The sequence below is a fragment of the Pseudomonas sp. ERMR1:02 genome (genome assembly GCF_002277815.1).
Lineage (GTDB): Bacteria > Pseudomonadota > Gammaproteobacteria > Pseudomonadales > Pseudomonadaceae > Aquipseudomonas.
Genome location: NZ_NKJI01000005.1, coordinates 23,363 through 41,640 on the forward strand (window position 1 = coordinate 23,363; position 18,278 = coordinate 41,640).

Annotated in this window: 13 protein-coding genes and 1 pseudogene; 12 read left to right on the plus strand and 2 right to left on the minus strand. The window is 60.8% G+C overall.

Translation table 11 applies throughout. From position 1 onward, the window contains the following. The first annotated feature begins 3 nt into the window (after positions 1 to 3). The 10 genes and pseudogenes from bcsZ to CES87_RS10960 all read left to right on the plus strand — a co-directional run bounded on the left by bcsZ (position 4) and on the right by CES87_RS10960 (position 13,084). Positions 4 to 1,245, plus strand: coding sequence for a cellulose synthase complex periplasmic endoglucanase BcsZ (bcsZ, locus tag CES87_RS10915; protein ID WP_128606120.1), 1,242 nt, complete (start codon positions 4 to 6; stop codon positions 1,243 to 1,245). After that, positions 1,221 to 5,152: pseudogene (locus CES87_RS10920) on the plus strand (cellulose synthase subunit BcsC-related outer membrane protein). The gene bcsZ and the pseudogene CES87_RS10920 overlap by 25 nt, the downstream one beginning before the upstream one ends. 15 nt (positions 5,153 to 5,167) lie before the next feature. Further along, positions 5,168 to 5,836 carry an SGNH/GDSL hydrolase family protein gene (locus tag CES87_RS10925; protein WP_128606121.1) on the plus strand — a complete coding sequence of 223 codons (669 nt, stop codon included), beginning with the start codon at positions 5,168 to 5,170 and terminating at the stop codon, positions 5,834 to 5,836. After that, the gene (locus CES87_RS10930; protein ID WP_128606392.1) at positions 5,836 to 6,504 is read left to right on the plus strand and encodes an alginate O-acetyltransferase AlgF; all 669 of its coding nucleotides are present in this window, start codon (positions 5,836 to 5,838) and stop codon (positions 6,502 to 6,504) included. The genes CES87_RS10925 and CES87_RS10930 overlap by 1 nt, the downstream gene beginning before the upstream one ends. 18 nt (positions 6,505 to 6,522) lie before the next feature. After that, entirely contained in the window at positions 6,523 to 7,938 is a 1,416-nt protein-coding gene (locus tag CES87_RS10935; RefSeq protein WP_128606122.1) for an MBOAT family protein, read from the plus strand. Between the two features lie 11 nt (positions 7,939 to 7,949). Further along, positions 7,950 to 9,089: a cell division protein FtsQ gene (locus CES87_RS10940; protein ID WP_128606123.1), complete on the plus strand. Its 1,140-nt coding sequence runs from the start codon at positions 7,950 to 7,952 to the stop codon at positions 9,087 to 9,089. A 300-nt stretch (positions 9,090 to 9,389) separates the two neighbouring features. Further along, positions 9,390 to 10,286 (plus strand): TauD/TfdA family dioxygenase, encoded by an 897-nt coding sequence (locus tag CES87_RS10945; protein ID WP_128606124.1) that lies wholly within the window; start codon positions 9,390 to 9,392, stop codon positions 10,284 to 10,286. 18 nt (positions 10,287 to 10,304) lie between these two features. Then, a complete protein-coding gene (locus CES87_RS10950; RefSeq protein WP_128606125.1) occupies positions 10,305 to 11,330 on the plus strand; it encodes an ABC transporter substrate-binding protein in 1,026 nt (341 codons plus the stop codon). 5 nt (positions 11,331 to 11,335) lie between these two features. Continuing rightward, positions 11,336 to 12,196, plus strand: a complete 861-nt coding sequence (locus CES87_RS10955) for an ABC transporter ATP-binding protein (RefSeq protein WP_128606126.1) — start codon at positions 11,336 to 11,338, stop codon at positions 12,194 to 12,196. Positions 12,197 to 12,217: 21 nt separating this feature from the next. Next, on the plus strand, positions 12,218 to 13,084 hold the full coding sequence (locus tag CES87_RS10960; RefSeq protein ID WP_128606127.1) for an ABC transporter permease: 867 nt from the start codon (positions 12,218 to 12,220) through the stop codon (positions 13,082 to 13,084). A gap of 448 nt (positions 13,085 to 13,532) precedes the next feature. Here the strand turns inward: CES87_RS10960 and CES87_RS10965 are convergent, their stop codons facing one another. Together CES87_RS10965 and CES87_RS10970 are read right to left on the minus strand one after the other, a co-directional pair. After that, positions 13,533 to 14,792, minus strand: coding sequence for an IS256 family transposase (locus CES87_RS10965; RefSeq protein ID WP_128606128.1), 1,260 nt, complete (start codon positions 14,790 to 14,792; stop codon positions 13,533 to 13,535). Then, complete coding sequence (locus CES87_RS10970) at positions 14,722 to 15,249, minus strand: RHS repeat-associated core domain-containing protein (protein WP_128606129.1); 528 nt, start codon at positions 15,247 to 15,249, stop codon at positions 14,722 to 14,724. Before CES87_RS10970 ends, CES87_RS10965 begins: the two co-directional genes overlap by 71 nt. Before the next feature lie 322 nt (positions 15,250 to 15,571). Here CES87_RS10970 and CES87_RS10975 point away from each other — a divergent pair, with 322 nt between their 5' ends. After that, complete coding sequence (locus tag CES87_RS10975; RefSeq protein WP_128606130.1) at positions 15,572 to 16,498, plus strand: LysR family transcriptional regulator; 927 nt, start codon at positions 15,572 to 15,574, stop codon at positions 16,496 to 16,498. A 221-nt stretch (positions 16,499 to 16,719) separates the two neighbouring features. Further along, positions 16,720 to 18,255 carry an MFS transporter gene (locus CES87_RS10980; RefSeq protein WP_128606131.1) on the plus strand — a complete coding sequence of 512 codons (1,536 nt, stop codon included), beginning with the start codon at positions 16,720 to 16,722 and terminating at the stop codon, positions 18,253 to 18,255. The last annotated feature ends 23 nt before the right edge of the window (positions 18,256 to 18,278 follow it).

An 18,278-nucleotide genomic window follows, 5' to 3' on the forward strand; every position in this document is an offset into this window, starting at 1 on the left:
GTCATGGACACCCTCGCAATCCACCGTTGCAAACTGACTCCCGTACGCCGCTGGGGTCGGGCCGTGCTGTGGCTGGCCGGTACGCTGATGTCCCTGAGCCTTACACCGGCCATGGCTGAGGGGACAGCCTGTCACGGCGCCGACTGGCCGTTGTGGCAAGCCTATGCCGCGCGTTTCGTACAGAACGACGGGCGCCTGCTGGAGTCCAGCCAGGAGCTCAATCACAGTACGTCCGAAGGCCAGTCCTACGGGATGCTGTTTGCCCTGATCGGCAACGACCGTGAGCGCTTCGATGCCTTGTGGAAATGGACCGCCAACAACATGGCTGGCTCTGACATCGGCAATCGCCTGCCCGGCTGGTTGTGGGGCCAGGGCAAGGACGGTATCTGGCAACTGCAGGACGTCAATTCGGCGTCGGATTCGGACCTGTGGATCGCCTACTCCCTACTCGAAGCAGCCCGCCTGTGGCAGCGTCCGGACTATCGCGAAGATGCCTTGCGCCTGCTCAAAAACATTGAAGGAAAATTGGTGGTGAGCTTGCCAGGCCTGGGCAAAATGGTTCTGCCAGGGCCCGAAGGTTTCGTACAGCCCGATCATCTGTGGCGCCTGAATCCGAGCTATTTGCCGCTGCCGCTGCTGCGTCGACTGGCCAAGGAAGTACCGACCGGGCCGTGGAAAGAAATCGCCGAAAACACCGTGAAAATGGTCAGCGCTTCCAGCCCCAGGGGCTATGTGGCGGACTGGATCGGTTACCGCGCGACCGCACCGAAAGCCGGGTTGTTTGTGGTCGATCCGGTCAAAGGCGAGTTGGGCAGCTATGACGCCATCCGCGTCTATTTGTGGGCCGGCATGACGCCCAAATCCGACCCGTTGGCCGCACCGATGCTGGCGCGTCTGGACGGCATGTCCACCAGCACGGCTTCCACCGGTATTCCACCGGAAAAGGTACAAGTCATCAGCGGTGCTCTCGAAGGTCAGGGCCCGTTCGGGTACTCTGCGGCGCTGATTCCGTACTTCCAGGCCAAGGGCCAGCCGTGGTTGGCCGAGCAACAGCAGCGTCGCGTCGAAGAAGCTTTGAACGCGGCACTCGCCAAGGCCGATGGCGAACGTACCGAACCGCTGTACTACAACGCCATGCTCAGTCTGTTCGCACTGGGCTGGGCTGAAAAACGCTATCAGTTTCGTGATGACGGAACACTCAAATTGTCTTGGGAGACGTCATGTACCCGCGCCGTCACACGCTAGCCATCGGTATTCTCACCGCCCTTATCGGCACCGCAGCCCACGCAGATACCAACGAGGCACAGGCGCTGCTGGTTGAACAGGGTGAGTATTGGCAGGCCCGGGATAACGCTGCGCGGGCCGCCGAGGCCTGGGAAAAAGTACTGCGCCTGGACCCGAAACAGGTCGATGCGCTCTACGGCATGGGTCTGATCAGCGTTAAACAGAAAAAAACCGAGCAGGCGCAACAGTATCTGGCGCGCTTGCAGGCGTTGTCGCCACGGCCATGGCTGGCGGCGCAGCTGGAACAGGACATTGCCCTGGCCGAGCCAGAGAACATTGCACTGCTCAATGAGGCCCGACGCCTGGCCGATGGCGACCAGCGCGACCAGGCCACCGTAGTATTTCGCAAGTTGTTCGCCGATCGCACACCCGAAGGCAAGGTTGGCCGTGAGTTCTACACCAACCTGGCTTTCAACGACGCCAGTTGGCCTGAGGCTCGCAAAGGCCTGGAGCGGCTGCTGCGTGAGACGCCGAATGACTCGATCGTAGCGTTGTTCCTGGCCAAGCACCTGGTACGCCACGAAGACAGCCGCCCGGAAGGCATCCGCGCCCTGGCGAAGTTGTCGACCCGCACCGACATCGCCGGTGACGCCGATGAGAGCTGGCGCCTGGCGCTGGTCTGGACCGGGCCGCCGAATGCCGCGCAGGTGCCGTTGTTCGAAGAGTTCCTGAAGGTGCATCCGGACGACAAGGAAATCCGTGATTTGCTGAACAAAGGCAAGTCGCAGTCGGCTAGCTCCGGTGGGGCAGTGTGGCAGCAGGACCCAATGGTGGCGCGTGGACTCCACGCGCTGGAGAAGGGCGACCAGGCCGGTGCCGAGCAGGCGTTTACCGCCCGTTTGAAAAACAAACCCGACGACGTCGATGCCCTCGGTGGCATGGGCGTGGTGCGCCAACAACAGAACCGCCTCGGCGAAGCCGAGCATTTCCTCAACCGCGCCATCGCCAATGGCGGGACACGCTGGAAGCCAGCCTTGGACAGCGTGCGCTATTGGGCATTGCTGCAACAGGCCCGCGATCAGGCCAAGACGCAACCGGCCAAGGCACAGGAGAGCGTCGCCCAGGCCATGCGCCTGAACCCCAACGGAATCGATGCACGCCTGACCCTGGCCGATATCCAGGCCCAGGCCGGGCAGCTGGACGCCGCGCAGACCAATTATCGCCGAGTGCTGAACGTGCAACGGGGCAACCCTCAGGCCGTCCAGGGGCTGGTCAATGTGCTGACACAAACCGGTCAGGCCGATGAAGCCCTGCGCTTGCTCGACACCTTGCCCCCGGCCCAACAGGCCGAGATGGGCGACAGCGCTCGCCTGCGCGCATTGCGCTCTACGCAAGCGGCCAAACTCGCCGAGCAGCGCGGTGATGCGCGCGCCGCGCAGCAAGCCCTGGCGCAAGCCGTACTGGACGACCCGGACAATGTCTGGACCCGTTTCGACCTGGCGCGTCTGTACCTAAAGGCTGGCGAACCACAGAAAGCCCGAGAGCTGATCGACACCTACCTAAAAGCCCATCCGACCGACATCGATGCGCTGTACACCAGCGCCTTGCTCTCGGTGGAAATGGAACAGTGGAACGCTGCGCAAGCGACCATCAGCCGAATTCCGGCCGAGCGCCGCACCGCAGACATGAATGCACTGGCCGACCAGATCACCCTCACGGTGCAGATCAAACTGGCGGCGAGCATCGCCAAGCGTGGGCAGCGCCAGGAAGCGCTGGCCTTGCTCGATCGTTTGCAGTCCGTGGCCAGCCGCACCCCTGACGGCATGGCGACCCTGGCATCGGCCTATGTCGATGCCGGCGATCCGGCTCGCGCACAATCGATGATGCGTGATGTGATTGCCCAGACGCCGACGCCGTCCGCAGACCTGATGCTGCAATACGCCAACCTGCAGCTCAAGACGGGCGACGATGCGCAGGTCAACTCGATCCTGCACGGTCTGCAAAACCAGCAGATGAGTGTGGCCACCCGCAAACGCTATGACGACGTGTTGTATCAATACCGAATTCGCCAGGCCGATATCCTGCGCGAAAACGGTGATCTGGCCGCGGCCTACGACACCTTGGCGCCGGCGATGGCTTCGCGTCCGGGGATGTGGGCGCGGTTTCGGCGCTGGCGCGGATGTACGCCAGCAATGGCGACAATGCCAAGGCGTTTGCGCTGTATAAACCGCTGTTGCAGCAGCGGCCCAACGACCCGCAAATTTTGCTGAATGCCGCCGATGCAGCGGTGCAGGCGCACGACGTCGGTTATGCCGATCGCGCACTCGAGCAATTCCTCAAACTGGAAACCTACGATCCGCAATCGCTGACCGAGGCGGCGCGGATCTATCGCAGCATGGGCAAGAGCAGCCAGGCGACCGAGCTGCTGCGCAAGGCCGTGGCCATCGAGCAGAACGAGCAGAAACGCAGCCTGACGACCCAGGCCAACAGCCTGAACGTCGCGCCGAACCCGTTCGTGGGCCAGCCAGGCCAGCGCAACCAGGTGAGCCGCGCGCCCATGGATACCATTCCGGCCCCGGCGCAGGCGCAACTGGAAGCGGTGGAGCCTGTCATGCTCGCCAGCAATGCCGGGCTGCCAGCCGATGCTTATCCGGCTCAGGCCCAGCCGCGTGCGGTCGCCACTGGCACGGGGCGCCAGGCGTTGCCGGCCGGGCGTTTTGCCGGTGCCACGGGTAACCCGTTCGCACCGCAGGGCACGGTCAACGTGGCGGTCGATCAGGTCAGTTCGGCCCAGCGCGCCCTGGACAATATTCTTCAGGAACGCAGCGGCTACGTGACCCAAGGTGTGACGATTCGCAGCAACGACAGCGAATCGGGGCTGAGCAAGATGACTGACGTTGAAACACCGCTGGAGATCAACGTGCCATCCGGCGAAAACCGCTACGCCGTCCGCGTGACGCCGGTGTCGCTGAATGCGGGCAGTGTCGGCAGCGACGCGGCCACCCGTTTCGGTGGTGGCGGCGCATCGCCTGATGGCACTGGCTCCCAGCGTGATAAAGGGGTGGGCCTGAGCGTGGCGTATGCCCGGCCGGACGAAGGCGTCAAGGCTGATATCGGCACCACGCCGATCGGCTTCAAGTACAGCACCGCGGCTGGTGGCGTGAGCGTTGATCGACCGCTCGCTGACAACTCCAACATGCATTACGGCGTCAGCGTCTCGCGGCGTCCGGTGACCGACAGCGTCACCTCGTTCGCCGGGGCCACCGACAAGCGCACCGACCAGTCGTGGGGTGGTGTGACGGCCAACGGCGGTCGCGCGCAGTTGAGCTATGACAACCAGGAAGTGGGCAGCTATGGCTACGGTTCGTGGCACAAATTGCTGGGTCACAACGTGCAGTCCAACAGCCGTACCGAGCTGGGCGGCGGTGTGTACTGGTACCTGCAAAATGCCGAGGACAGCAAGCTGACCCTCGGCCTGAGCGCCACCGGCCTGAGCTTCGAAAACAACCAGGACTTCTTCACCTATGGCCATGGCGGTTACTTCAGCCCGCAAAGTTACTTTGCCCTGGGTGTGCCGGTAACCTGGGCGCAGCGCACCGAACGTTTCTCCTATCAGGTCAAGGGCTCTGTGGGTGTTCAGTACTTCGAGCAGGATGCGGCGGATTTCTTCCCCAACGACAAAGACCTGCAGGCGGCCAACGACCAGCGTTACAAAGGCCAGAACAAGACGGGCGTGGGTTACAGCCTGAGCGGTGCCGGCGAGTATAAATTTGGTTCGAACTTTATCCTCGGTGCCAACCTCGGTCTGGACAACGCTCAGGATTACAAGCAATTCACTGGGGCGATGTACCTGCGCTACATGTTCGAAAACATGAACGGCCCGATGGAACTGCCGGTCAGCCCCTACCGCTCCCCTTATTCCAACTGATACCTGGAGACTTCAATGCCTTCTTCCGTTCTTGCCGGTATGACCCTTCTGGTTCTGGGCGAAAGCCACATGAGCCTGGCGGACCACTTGATGGAGCCGCTGCAAGCCAATCTGACCCAGCAAGGCGCGATCGTGCATTCGATCGGCGCATGCGGCGCCAGCGCCGGCGACTGGCTGATCACCAAGAATGTCGATTGCGGCGCCGAGCAAAAAGGCAACGGCAAGATCGTCATCAAGGGGCGCGAAGCGACTACCACGCCGATCAAGGATCTGATTGCCGCCGACAAGCCTGACCTGGTGGTGCTGGTGATCGGCGACACCATGGCTTCCTACGACAAACCGGCTTTTCCGAAAGCCTGGGCCTGGCAGAACGTGACCGCCCTGGCCAAGGAAATCACCGCCAACGGTGCCAAGTGCGCCTGGGTTGGTCCGGCCTGGGGCAAGGAAGGCGGCATGTACAAGAAGAACGATGCGCGTACCAAGCTGATGTCGGCGTTCCTGGCGAGCAACGTGGCGCCGTGCACCTACATTGATTCGCTGACATTCTCCAAGCCGGGCGAGTGGATCACCACCGACGGTCAGCACTTCACCGTCGCCGGTTATAAATCATGGGCTACTGCCATCGGCGGCGCGCTGGCCAAACTGCCGGCCGGCGCGGTCAGCAACAAGGGAGCCAAGCAGTGATGCGCGCACTCTCGGCTGTGTGCGCCGCGGCGGCGCTGTGTTCCAGCGTCAATGCCCTGGCCGCGGAATTTGCCTTGTATCCCACTGGCCCCAGTGAGGACGCGGCATTCATTCGTTTCGTCAACGCGAGCGCCGCGCCATTGGATGTCATCGCCCAGGCCGGGCAACCGCCGATGCGCCTGGAAGCGGCGCAGCCGGTATCGCTGTTTTTCCCGGTGCAATCGAGCAGTCCAGTCAAGGGCACCCTGGTCAGTGGCGCGCAAAAACTGGCCATGGACCTGAAAATCGAACCCGGCGAATTCGCCACGGTGGTCGCGGTGCCAGACGGGACCGGCATCAAGCAAGTCGCGGTGCGCGAGCAGCCTGACGACTTCAACGGCCTGAAGGCTTCTCTGGCGTTCTTCAATGTCGATGCCGCGTGTGCCGATGCGAGCTTGCGTCCTGCCGGGCGAACCGCCGATCTGTTCAAGGCAGTGCCGGTGGACAGCTTGCAGCGTCGCTCGATCAACCCGGTGACCCTGTCGGTGCAACTGGTGTGTGCGAACGCCAATGTCGGCGCGCCGCTGGACCTGGGCGAGCTCAAGGCGGGCGAGCGTTACAGTGTGCTGGTGGTGCCGTCGGCAACCGGGCCGCGTCTCTTGAATGCTACGGATACCTTGTCCCACTGATCGGATTCTGCCGCTGCCATGGTCTTCGCCTCACTCGAGTTCCTGACGCTGTTTTTGCCTGCGTTTTTGCTGATGTATGCCTTGGGCAAACCGGCCTGGCGCAACGTCATTCTGCTGATTGGCAGCTGGCTGTTCTATGGTTGGCTGAGCCCGCTGTTTCTGACCCTGCACGTGGTGTTGACCATCGTTGCATGGGTCGGTGGCCTGTTGGTGGACCGGGCCCGTGAGGGTTCGAAGGGACGGGTGCGGCTGCTGGCCACGCTGATCGTGATCAACACGGCGGTGCTGTGCTGGTACAAATACGCCAACATTCTGGCCGGGACATGGAGCGAGCTGATCACTTACTACGGCGCCATGCCGCTGGAGTGGCAGCGGGTGGCGTTGCCGGCGGGGCTGTCGTTCATCGTCTTGCAGGCGATTTCCTATTTGGTAGATGTGCATCGTCACACGGTGCCGGTAGAGCGCAGCTTCATCAATTATGCGACCTACATATCGATGTTCGGTCACTCGATTGCAGGTCCCATCATTCGCTATGACTGGGTGCGCCGTGAGCTGACTCAGCGCTATTTCAGTTGGCAGAATTTTTCCCTGGGCGCTCGCCGCTTCATGATCGGCATGTGCATGAAGGTGCTGGTGGCGGACACCTTGTCGCCACTGGTGGACGTCGCGTTCCATCTGGAAAACCCGTCGTTCGTCGACGCCTGGATCGGTTGCCTGGCCTACTCGCTGCAATTGTTTTTCGACTTCGCCGGCTACAGCGCCATGGCCATCGGCCTGGGCCTGATGCTGGGCTTTCACTTCCCGGAAAACTTCAACCGGCCGTATCTGGCCAGCAGCATTCAGGACTTCTGGCGGCGCTGGCATTTGTCGCTGTCCAGTTGGCTGCGCGACTACCTGTACATTGCCCTGGGCGGCAACCGCAACGGCGCATGGAAGACCTATCGCAACCTGTTCCTGACCATGGCCATCGCCGGCCTGTGGCATGGCGGCGACAGCTGGAACTACCTGCTGTGGGGTTCGGCCCACGGCATCGCCTTGTGTGTCGATCGCTTGTGGTCGCGCTCCAGCCTGCCAAGCATCCCGCCACTGTTGTCGCATACCTTGACGCTGCTGTTTGTGTTCCTCGCCTGGACCCTGTTCCGCGCCCCGGATTTCCATTCGGCAATGACCATGTACGCCGGCCAGTTCGGTCTGCACGGCTTTGCCTTGGGCGATGCGCTGGCGGTGACCTTGCGCCCGGCGCATGGCTTGGCGGCCTTGCTCGGCGTGGTGTGCGTCGTCGCGCCGCTGCTGCACAACCGCTATGAACAACGGTTTGGCGATTACGGGTTCTATGCACCGATGGCGGCCTTGTGGCCGGTGGTGGGTTTCCTGCTCTCGTTCGCGTTGATCGCGAGTCGTGAAGCAGTACCTTTCCTGTACTTCCAGTTCTGACGGCCGCGCCCATGTCTTCTTCCCACGTACCGGTTCCACCGAGTGAACTTAACGCCCGTATCAGCAAGGCGGCGGGTGTTGTGTTTGTCGCGTTCCTGGCGATCGGTTTTGCGTCCTGCGCCTGGCTCTTGCTCAGCGGCAAGGTCGAGATGCTGCCGCCCAAACTGACCCTTGATGACGTGCTTCATGGTGAGGTGACCCACAAGATTGCCAAGCAATTGTCGAAGGGCGCAGTGCCCGAGCAGGCCGCAAACCTGGAGCGTGGCGGTAGCTGGCTGGCGCTGCACGATACCGGTCCGCGCGTGCGTTCCGGCTGCCCTGGCTGGCTGTTCCTGACCGACGAGATGCGCATCAATCGTCATGCTCAAGCCAATGCCGAGACCAAGGCCGGCGTTGTGCGAGATATCCAGCAACGCTTGGCCAAACGCGGTGTCACGCTGCTGGTGGCGGTGGTGCCGGACAAGAGCCGCATCGCCAGTGCGCAGCTGTGCGACTTGCGTCGTCCGGCGCAGTTGCACGATCGCGCCGTGGTTTGGGTCGATGGCCTGAACAAGGCCGGTGTCGCCGCGATCGATCTGGCGCCGACCCTGCAACCCCTGGGCGCCGACGCGTATCTGCGTACCGACACCCACTGGGGCGAAACCGGTTCTGCGGCGGCCGCCAAGGCTGTGGCCAAGCAGGTGCAAGCCATGGGCATCAGCGCCACGCCACACAAGGATTTCGATGTGAAGCTGCAAGACCCGGCGCGGCGTCCTGGCGACCTGGTGCGCCTGGCCGGGCTTGAATGGTTGCCAGTGACCTGGCAACCGGCGCCGGAAACCGTGGCCGCCACGCAGATCAGCGAGAAGGCTGCCGAGGCACAAAGCGGCGGCGATAACCTCGACGATCTGTTCGGCGACGACAACCTGCCCAACGTGGCGCTGATCGGTACGTCGTTCTCGCGTAACTCCAATTTCGCCGGCTTCCTGCAACAGGCCCTGGGTGCACCGATCGGCAACTTCGCCAAGGATGGGGGCGAGTTCTCCGGCGGCGCCAATGGCTACTTCAACAACCCGGCGTTTAAGCAGACGCCGCCCAAGCTGATCATCTGGGAAATCCCCGAGCGGGACTTGCAGACGCCTTACAGCGAAGTGATTGACTGGGCCAGATAAGGTCCAGGATTTGAGATGCATCTGATGGCCTCTTCGCGGGCAAGCCTCGCTCCTACAAGGAATGCGCAAAAACCTGTAGGAGCGAGGCTTGCCCGCGAAGGCGTCCTTAAAGGCTCCCATCTTTAAGCCATATGGTTATTCGCTAACGGTATTTAAATTACTGTTCTTATATCTATAAAGTCACACCCCTGCGTACCTGCCGACCAATCGGCGCGCCGCACGACACGAACCAACACGGGACCTCCGTGAGTTTCTGATCGACGCGCGCGCCTTTGAGCGTGCCGTGCGTGGGAGTGATTTATGTCTGCAGCTACTGCTACCCCAAGCGCCGCGGCCATCGCGCCGCAGCTATTCGAAATCCGTCCGTTCAGTGGTGCCGTCGGCGCCGAAATCATCGGCCTCGATCTGTCCCAGCCGATCAATGATCAGGACTTCGCGCGCATTCACCGCGCGCATCTGGATCATCACGTAGTGGTGTTCCGCGACCAGCGCATTACGCCTGAACAACAGATCGCTTTCAGCCGCCGTTTTGGCGTGTTGCAGATCCATGTGCTCAAGCAGTTCCTGCTGGCCGGGCATCCGGAAATCCTCATCGTTTCCAACATTGTCGAGAACGGCCTGAACATCGGCTTGGGCGATGCCGGCAAGTTCTGGCACTCCGACCTCTCCTACAAAGAACTGCCAAGCCTGGGTTCGATGCTGCACGCACAAGAGTTGCCATCGGAAGGCGGCGACACCCTGTTCGCCGACATGCACAAAGCCTGGGACAGCCTGCCCGAGGCATTACGCAAAGCGGTCGAAGGTCGCTCGGCGGCGCATTCCTATACGGCGCGCTACAGCGAAACCAAATTCGAAGGCAACTGGCGCCCGACCCTGACGCCGGAGCAGTTGGCGCAAGTGGCCGAAGTTATTCATCCGGTGGTGCGCACTCACCCGGAAAACGGCCGCAAGGCGTTGTTCGTCAGCGAAGGCTTCACCACCCGCATCGTTGGCCTGCCGGACGACGAGAGCCAGCAACTGCTGGCCGAGCTCTACGCCCACAGCGTGTTGCCGCAAAACATCTACCGCCATCAGTGGCAACCCCATGATCTGGTGTTCTGGGACAACCGTTCGCTGATCCACCTTGCCGCCGGATGCCCGAGTTACCTGCGCCGCAAGTTGTATCGCACCACCATCCAGGGCGACGCGCCTTTCTGATTTGCCGGAGATTTGATCATGTCCAAACGTCTTCCTTTTGCACCGCTGGCCGCGGCCATCGGCCTGGGTTTCAGCCTGATCGCCGGCAGCCTGGTGGCGCCGACCGTGGCCCACGCCGAAGGTGAAATCCGCATCGCCGAACAGTTTGGTATCGTCTATTTGCTGCTCAACGTGGTGCGCGATCAGAACCTGATCGAGAAGTACGGCAAGCAGGAAGGCATCGACATCAAGGTCGACTGGACCCAGCTCTCCGGTGGCGCTGCGGTCAATGATGCGCTGCTCTCTGGGTCCATCGATATTGCCGGCGCCGGGGTCGGCCCGCTGCTGACCATCTGGGATCGTACCCACGGCAAGCAGAACGTCAAAGCCGTGGCGTCTCTGGGTAACTTCCCCTACTACCTGGTGAGCAATAATCCGAAGGTCAAAACCATTGCCGATTTCACCGAGAAGGACCGTATCGCCGTGCCTGCGGTGGGCGTGTCGGTGCAGTCGCGATTCCTGCAATACGCGGCCGCCAAGCAGTGGGGCGACAAGGAATTCAATCGCCTGGACAAATACACCATCGCCGTTCCGCACCCCGATGCCACGGCGGCGCTGATTGCTGGCGGCACCGAATTGACCGGGCACTTCTCTAACCCGCCGTTCCAGGATCAGGCGCTGGAAAACAAGAACGTGCACGTGGTGCTGAACACCTATGACCTGCTCGGCCCGAACTCGCCGACGGTGCTGTTCGCCACCGAGAAATTCCGCGACGAAAACCCGAAAACCTACAAAGCCTTCATCGAAGCCCTGACCGAAGCGGCGCAATTTGCACAGAACGATAAAGGCGCGGCGGCGGACACTTACATCCGCGTCACCAAGGCGAAAATCGACCGCGCAGCGTTGCTGAAAATCATCGACAACCCGCAGTTCGAATTCAGCGTTACGCCGAAAAATACTTACCCGCTGGCCGAGTTCCTCTACCGCGTCGGCGCGATCAAGAACAAACCGGATTCGTGGAAGGATTACTTCTTCCAGGATGCCAAACCGCTGCAAGGGAGCTGATCTGTATGAACGCCCCTTTGCAAGGCCACACGGTCAGCAAACCGAACGCAGCAGCCCAAGCGCTGCTGTCGGTCGATAACGTCAGCCTGGAATACCGCACGCCCCAGCGGGTGGTGCGGGCGACCCATCAAGTCAGTTTCGAAATTGATCCAGCGGACCGCTTTGTGCTGCTTGGCCCATCCGGTTGCGGCAAGTCGACTTTGCTCAAAGCCGCCGCGGGATTCATCCAGCCCGTCGAGGGCGAGATTCGTCTGCAAGGTCAGCGCGTCGACGCGCCGGGGCCGGACCGGATTGTGGTGTTCCAGGAATTCGATCAACTACCACCGTGGAAGACCGTCAAACAGAACGTGATGTTTCCGCTGCTGGCCTCGAAAACCCTCAAGCGTAAAGAGGCCGAAGAGCGGGCGTTGCACTACCTGGAGAAGGTCGGCCTTGCGGCGTTTGCCGATGCTTATCCGCATACCTTGTCCGGCGGCATGAAGGCGCGGGTTGCCATTGCGCGGGCGTTGGCCATGCAGCCGAAAATCCTCCTGATGGATGAGCCCTTCGCGGCACTCGATGCCTTGACCCGACGCAAGATGCAGGAAGAGTTGCTGCTGCTTTGGGAAGAGGTGCGCTTCACGCTGCTGTTCGTCACTCACTCCATCGAAGAAGCGCTGGTGGTGGGCAACCGCATCCTACTGCTGTCGCCGCATCCAGGACGGGTGCGGGCGGAAGTCCACAGCCATCAATACGATTTGCACAGCCTCGGCGGCGTGGCGTTTCAGGAGTCTGCGCGGCGCATTCATCGGTTGTTGTTCGATGAAGGCCAGTCGCCGGAAACCGAGCGCGAACTGGATTTCGCCGACATCCGCATCGCTTATTGAGCCAGTTGAGAGGAGGGCCCGATGAGCCATTTATCATCCCCGCGTGAAGAATTCGAAACCGTATTGCAGCCACTCACCAGCGTGCCGCTGGAGCGTGAACTGCCCCTTGGCCAACGCTTGTGGCAACAGGGCTGGATTCGCAAAAGCCTGATCCTTGTTTTGCTCGCGGTGCTGTGGGAAGTGGTTGCCCGCATTCAGAACAATGACCTGCTGCTGCCGAGCTTTGTGCAAACCGCCAGCGCGCTGTACGACGGTCTGCTCAGCGGCGAGTTGCTGGGCAAGGTGTGGATTTCCCTGGTGGTGTTGCTCAAGGGCTACCTGATCGGCATCGTCCTGGCGTTCGGCCTGACCACACTGGCGGTGTCGACCCAGTTCGGCCGCGACCTGCTCAGTACCCTGACCTCAATGTTCAACCCGCTGCCGGCCATCGCGCTACTGCCGCTGGCACTGCTGTGGTTTGGTTTGGGGCAGAACAGCCTGATTTTCGTGCTGGTGCATTCGGTGCTCTGGGCCCTGGCGCTGAACACCTACGCCGGTTTCCTCGGCGTCTCGGAAACCCTACGCATGGCCGGGCGCAACTATGGCCTCAAGGGCATGCGTTTCGTGCTGTTCATCCTGATCCCCGCGGCGCTACCGTCGATCCTCGCCGGCCTGAAAATCGGCTGGGCGTTTGCCTGGCGTACGTTGATTGCCGCTGAATTGGTGTTTGGTGCGACCAGCGGCAAGGGTGGGTTGGGTTGGTACATCTTTCAGAATCGTAATGAGCTGTACACCGACAAGGTGTTTGCCGGGTTGGCGGTGGTGATTCTGATTGGGTTGCTGGTGGAGAACCTGGTGTTTGATTCGTTGGAGCGGGTGACGGTGAAGCGGTGGGGGATGCAGCGGTGAGGGGGGGCTCACCGCGCTGATTTTTGGACGGTGATTAACTTCCCTTTCGAAGCTCTGTGACACGCTTTGTTGGTCCCGTCGTGCCTGTAATCCGAAGACCACTTATGGACACATACGGAGTCTGCTCAGCCCTGACTGAATTGGGTCCGTTATATGGATTTGGCTGGGTAACGATGTAATGTTTGGGTGGTGTTTGTGCAGTTTTGCGAGGTGGAGGTCCAGGAAAAGGTTCAGCGCCGAGAAGGGCATTGCTCAGTGCTTTTTTTGAACTACCTAAAACATCAGCGACCTGAGATGCACTGCGGCTGATCGTGCTTGCTGTATTGCTGACAGCGCTGGTGGCAAAAGTGGTTGCCTTACTGACGGCTGCCCGGAGCCCGTCTGAGAGGGAGTGTCAGATATTTTGTGTGCGGGCCGGTAACGGCCTGCCGTCAGGCAAGCCCTCATTTCACCAGTTTGACCTGGTAAATCGATCTCCATAAAGAATCGCAAATTGATTCATGGCTGTCTTCCAGTCGTGCGCCGCGCTGCCCCAATTGGCAGTGATGTTTTGCAGTGCCAGCCAAATCAGCTTTGTTGCCGCATCGTCAGTCGGGAAGTGGCCTCTTGTCTTGATGATCTTGCGCAGCTGAGCATTGATGCTCTCGATGGCATTGGTGGTGTAGATCACTTTTCTGATGCCAGGCGGGAAGACGAAAAACGGGATGACTCGATCCCAGGCGCGTCTCCAAGCGGCTACGACTGTGGGGTACTGCTTGCCCCAAGGCCCGGTTTCGAATGCGTCCAGCGCTTGCTCGGCAGCTTCTACATTAAGCGCTTGGTAAATCGGCTTGAGGGCTTTGGCCAATTCACGGCGCTTGTCCCAGGCGGCGTAATCAAGACTGTTGCGGATCAGATGCACAATGCAGGTCTGCAAGGTCGCTGTCGGATACACCGCGCTCAAGGCTTCTGGCATGCCTTTGAGGCCATCGGTCACCGCGATTAGCACATCTTCGACGCCTCGGGTTTTGAGGTCGTTGAAGACCTTCATCCAGAACTTGGCCCCCTCAGTGTTCTCAATCCAAATGCCCAAGATATCTCGGGTGCCGTCTGGCAGTACCCCTAACGCCAGGTAAATGGCCTTGTTGCGAACCAGCCCTTCCTCACGGATTTTGACCCGCAGAGCATCGAAGAAAATCACCGGATACATCGGCTCAAGTGGGCGTTGCTGCCAGGCAGCAACTTCCTCTAAGACCGCGTCGGTGACCGAGCTGATGAAATCATGGGAAACGTCAGTCCCGTACTGCTCCGAAAGGAATGCCCGGATCTCGCGAACGGTCATGCCACGGGCGTACATGGCAATGATCTTGTCATCGAAACCCGTAAAACGACGCTCGTGTTTGGGAATCAGGATCGGCGCAAAGCTGCCGTCGCGATCCCTCGGGATGTCCAGCCGCAGCGGGCCATCGTCGGTCAACACGGTCTTGCCGCTTGTGCCGTTGCGCTGGTTACTCGTCTCTTCAGGGCGCTGTGCGCCCTGAAGATAGCCAAGGTGGTGACCCAGTTCGGCGCCAAGGGCTCGTTCAATCAGCGCCTTTTTGAACGCCATCGCGGCGTCCTGAATCGCCTCGGCGCTCATTGGACCTTTGACGAACTGATCAATCAGCTCCTTCGGGATCGAAGGAAGCTCGGGTTTGGCCTCCGAGGCCGTTTTCTTCTTGGTCGGCATACATGCTCCTTTTCAACATGTTATGCCCGAACACAAAATTTCTGACAGTCTCGTCTGAGAACTTGCCGAACCCCCAAGAAATAAATCCAAAGAAATGCCCCGTCGGATCCGAACTCATCACCGGCTCCCCGCCGCAATACACATACGCATTCCTCCCACCCCTATCAAACGGACTCAAACTGTCCGGGCTGTGAAAGCGCAACAACCTCGGGTTGTAAGCCCGGTAACCGTTGCCCAACAAATACCATTCGGTATTCGCCTCGCGCAGTTCACCGTTGAACCCTAACCGCGTCATGAGCTCAAGCTGCGCCGATTGCTGGCCGTAAGGTGAGTACGCAATACGATTGGGATTCCCCGCATCGATTTCCGCGATTACCGAATTTTTGAAGTCCGGCGCCAGCAGTACCGTACGCTGCCAATTCGGATTCTGTTGAACAACAGGATTGGGCTTAGCCATACGAAAAACCTTCGCGAATGGGCTGGCGTGAGTTTCAGCCTAGTTTTACGCGCGTCGACCAAAGTTGAGTACTAGCAGAACTGATAGTGGTTCGTGTGGATTCGGATGATGGACATGAAGCGGAGTATGGCGGTGACGGTGCGGACGCTTTCGCTGGCAAGCCAGCTCCTACAGGGGTTCTTCGGTGGATGAAGAGTTGTGTTCAACAAAGAACCCTGTAGGAGCTGGCTTGCCAGCGAAGGGGCCGGAACTGCCAACACACCTAAGGCATGTTTGCTAGCATTGCGCCTGAATCAATCCTGATCAGGAATGAGTGCTCGCCATGCAACTTCCAGACATGAACCTTCTCATCGCCCTCGACGCCCTGCTCGACGAAGGCAGCGTTGTGGGTGCCGCACGGCGAATGAACCTCAGCCCAGCCGCCATGAGCCGTACGCTGACGCGAATCCGCGAGGCCATCGGCGATCCGATCCTGGTGCGCGCAGGTCGTGGTCTGGTGCCGACGCCCAAGGCGCTGGAGTTGCGCGATCAAGTGCGGGATCTGGTGGAGCAAGCCGCGCAACTGTTCCACTCGGCCCGCGTGGTGGACCTGGGCAGTTTGCGTCGGCGGTTCAGCATTCGGGCCAACGACTTCTTCATTGGCATCTACGGGGGCAAGCTGTTTGACACCATGGAGCGGCAGGCGCCGCATTGCGAGTTGCGGTTTGTTCCGGAGGGCGATGGCGATGACGAGGCCTTGCGCGAGGGCCGTATCGATCTGAGCGTCAGCAACAACCGGCCGCTGATGCCGGAAGTGAAAGTGCAGAACCTGTTTTCCACCCAGTTCGTCGGCCTGGTGCGCGAAAATCATCCGTTGCTCGATGAAGAGATCACCGCCGAACGTTTCGCCGGTTTTTCCCATATCAGCATGTCCCGGCGCGGTATCGCTCGCGGGCCGATCGATACGGCACTCAACGCCCTGGGTCTGGAACGGCGAGTGGCGGTGATCGCGCCGAGTTTTCATGCGGCGATGTTCGCCTTGCCCGATTCCGATTTGATTCTGCCGGTGCCCAGGGAAACGCTGCTGAGCGTACGTCGCCTGGGGCTGAAGTTGCGTTCGTTCACCCTGCCGGTCCCGTTGCCGACCATCATGCTGACCCAGGCCTGGCACCCCCGATTCGACAATGACCCAGCCCACCGCTGGCTGCGCGAAACACTCAAAACCTGTTGCGACGAGACGTGGCTGGCGGCCCAACCTATCCTGATTTGAACCATGACTCTGTAGGAGCGAGCTTGCTCGCGAAAAACCCAAAGGCGCCGCTGGGCTTCTGCTTTCACGCGTTATCGTTCCCCACCATCGCGAGCAAGCTCGCTCCTACAAGGTTTCGTATCGTTGCGTCCAGCGCACTTATAACCTGCTGATAAGTCAGTTTTCGTCAGCTCAGCTGCTTCATAAAATGCTTCGGGTATTCGTTCCCGGAGCTTGCAACAATGACTTCACTCACGGTCACGGCACCTCTCGCCGCGGCCAGCCCAGCGGCGGCTGGGCCTCCGATTTTTGGTCCGCGAATCATCATTGGCCTGGTGGGTGTGCTGCTGGCGGTGCTGGTTTCGGGCCTGAACGAGATGGTGACCAAGGTCGCCCTGGCCGATATTCGTGGCGCCTTGGCCATCGGCTACGACGAAGGCACCTGGCTGGTCGCCAGCTACACCGCGACTTCGGTGGCCGCGATGGCCTTCGCGCCGTGGTGTGCGGTGACGTTCTCGTTGCGGCGTTTCACCCTCTGTGCGATCAGCGCGTTCACCCTGTTGGGGGTGTTGTGTCCGCTGGCGCCGAACTACGAAAGCCTGCTCGTACTGCGTACCTTGCAAGGCCTGGCCGGTGGCGCATTGCCGCCGATGCTTATGACCGTCGCCCTGCGTTTTCTGCCGGCCAATGTGAAGTTGTACGGCCTGGCCGGTTACGCCCTGACCGCCACCTTCGGCCCAGGTCTCGGCACGCCGCTGGCGGGGTTGTGGACCGAGCATGTCGGCTGGCAATGGACGTTCTGGCAAGTCGTCGCGCCCTGCCTGATCGCCATGGTGGCGGTGGCTTACGGCATCCCCCAGGACCCGCTGCGGCTGGAGCGTTTCAAGCAGTTCAACTGGCGCGGTTTGCTACTGGGTTTTCCGGCGATCTGCATGCTGGTGATCGGCATTCTGCAGGGCAATCGGCTGGACTGGTTCGAGTCGAGCCTGATCAGTTGCTTGCTGGTTGGCGGGTTGCTGTTGCTGGTGCTGTTTCTGATCAACGAGTGGTCGCAGCCGATCCCGTTTTTCAAGATGCAGATGCTCGGCATCCGCAACCTGTCATTCGCTTTGCTGACCCTGGCCGGGGTGCTGGTGATTTTGCTGGCGGTGATCATTATTCCGTCCAGCTACCTGGCGCAGGTCCAGGGTTACCGCCCGGTGCAGACCGCGCCGGTCACGCTGCTGGCGGCGCTGCCACAGTTGATCGCGCTGCCGTTGGTGGCGGCGCTGTGCAACCTGCGGTGGGTCGATTGCCGCTGGGTGCTGGGGATCGGTCTGAGCATGCTGACCGTTTCGTGCCTCGGTGGGTCGCAGCTGACTTCGGCATGGATTGGCGATGACTTCTATGTGCTGCAACTGCTGCAGATTTTCGGCCAGCCCATGGCGGTGCTGCCGTTATTGATGCTCGCGACCGGCAGCATCAACCCGATGGACGGGCCGTTCGCGTCGTCCTGGTTCAACACCGTGAAAGGCCTGGCGGCGGTGATTGCCACTGGCGTGCTGGAGACGTTGACCACCGTGCGACTGCACTTTCACTCGACAATGCTGGTGGATCGCCTCGGCAATTCGCCCCTGGCCGATTCCGATAGCGCCGGTCTTGCCCATCGGCTGCATGAGCAGGCTTTTGTACTGACCGCAGCAGACCTTTACCTGTGCATGGCCGGTGTCGCCGTGGCGCTAATCCTGCTGATTTTCTGGCTGCCGACGCGGATCTATCCGCCGCGCGCACCGACCTGAATGCTCCACTGAAACTGAAGGTT

What these genes read in the sequence shown, in the direction of transcription:
- CES87_RS10945 (WP_128606124.1), top strand. Translation starts at nt 9,390, where the DNA reads ATGTCTGCAGCTACTGCTACCCCAAGCGCCGCGGCCATCGCGCCGCAG.
- CES87_RS10970 (WP_128606129.1), bottom strand. Translation starts at nt 15,249, where the DNA reads ATGGCTAAGCCCAATCCTGTTGTTCAACAGAATCCGAATTGGCAGCGT.
- CES87_RS10950 (WP_128606125.1), top strand. Translation starts at nt 10,305, where the DNA reads ATGTCCAAACGTCTTCCTTTTGCACCGCTGGCCGCGGCCATCGGCCTG.
- CES87_RS10940 (WP_128606123.1), top strand. Translation starts at nt 7,950, where the DNA reads ATGTCTTCTTCCCACGTACCGGTTCCACCGAGTGAACTTAACGCCCGT.
- CES87_RS10935 (WP_128606122.1), top strand. Translation starts at nt 6,523, where the DNA reads ATGGTCTTCGCCTCACTCGAGTTCCTGACGCTGTTTTTGCCTGCGTTT.
- CES87_RS10980 (WP_128606131.1), top strand. Translation starts at nt 16,720, where the DNA reads ATGACTTCACTCACGGTCACGGCACCTCTCGCCGCGGCCAGCCCAGCG.
- bcsZ (WP_128606120.1), top strand. Translation starts at nt 4, where the DNA reads ATGGACACCCTCGCAATCCACCGTTGCAAACTGACTCCCGTACGCCGC.
- CES87_RS10955 (WP_128606126.1), top strand. Translation starts at nt 11,336, where the DNA reads ATGAACGCCCCTTTGCAAGGCCACACGGTCAGCAAACCGAACGCAGCA.
- CES87_RS10925 (WP_128606121.1), top strand. Translation starts at nt 5,168, where the DNA reads ATGCCTTCTTCCGTTCTTGCCGGTATGACCCTTCTGGTTCTGGGCGAA.
- CES87_RS10965 (WP_128606128.1), bottom strand. Translation starts at nt 14,792, where the DNA reads ATGCCGACCAAGAAGAAAACGGCCTCGGAGGCCAAACCCGAGCTTCCT.
- CES87_RS10960 (WP_128606127.1), top strand. Translation starts at nt 12,218, where the DNA reads ATGAGCCATTTATCATCCCCGCGTGAAGAATTCGAAACCGTATTGCAG.
- CES87_RS10975 (WP_128606130.1), top strand. Translation starts at nt 15,572, where the DNA reads ATGCAACTTCCAGACATGAACCTTCTCATCGCCCTCGACGCCCTGCTC.
- CES87_RS10930 (WP_128606392.1), top strand. Translation starts at nt 5,836, where the DNA reads ATGCGCGCACTCTCGGCTGTGTGCGCCGCGGCGGCGCTGTGTTCCAGC.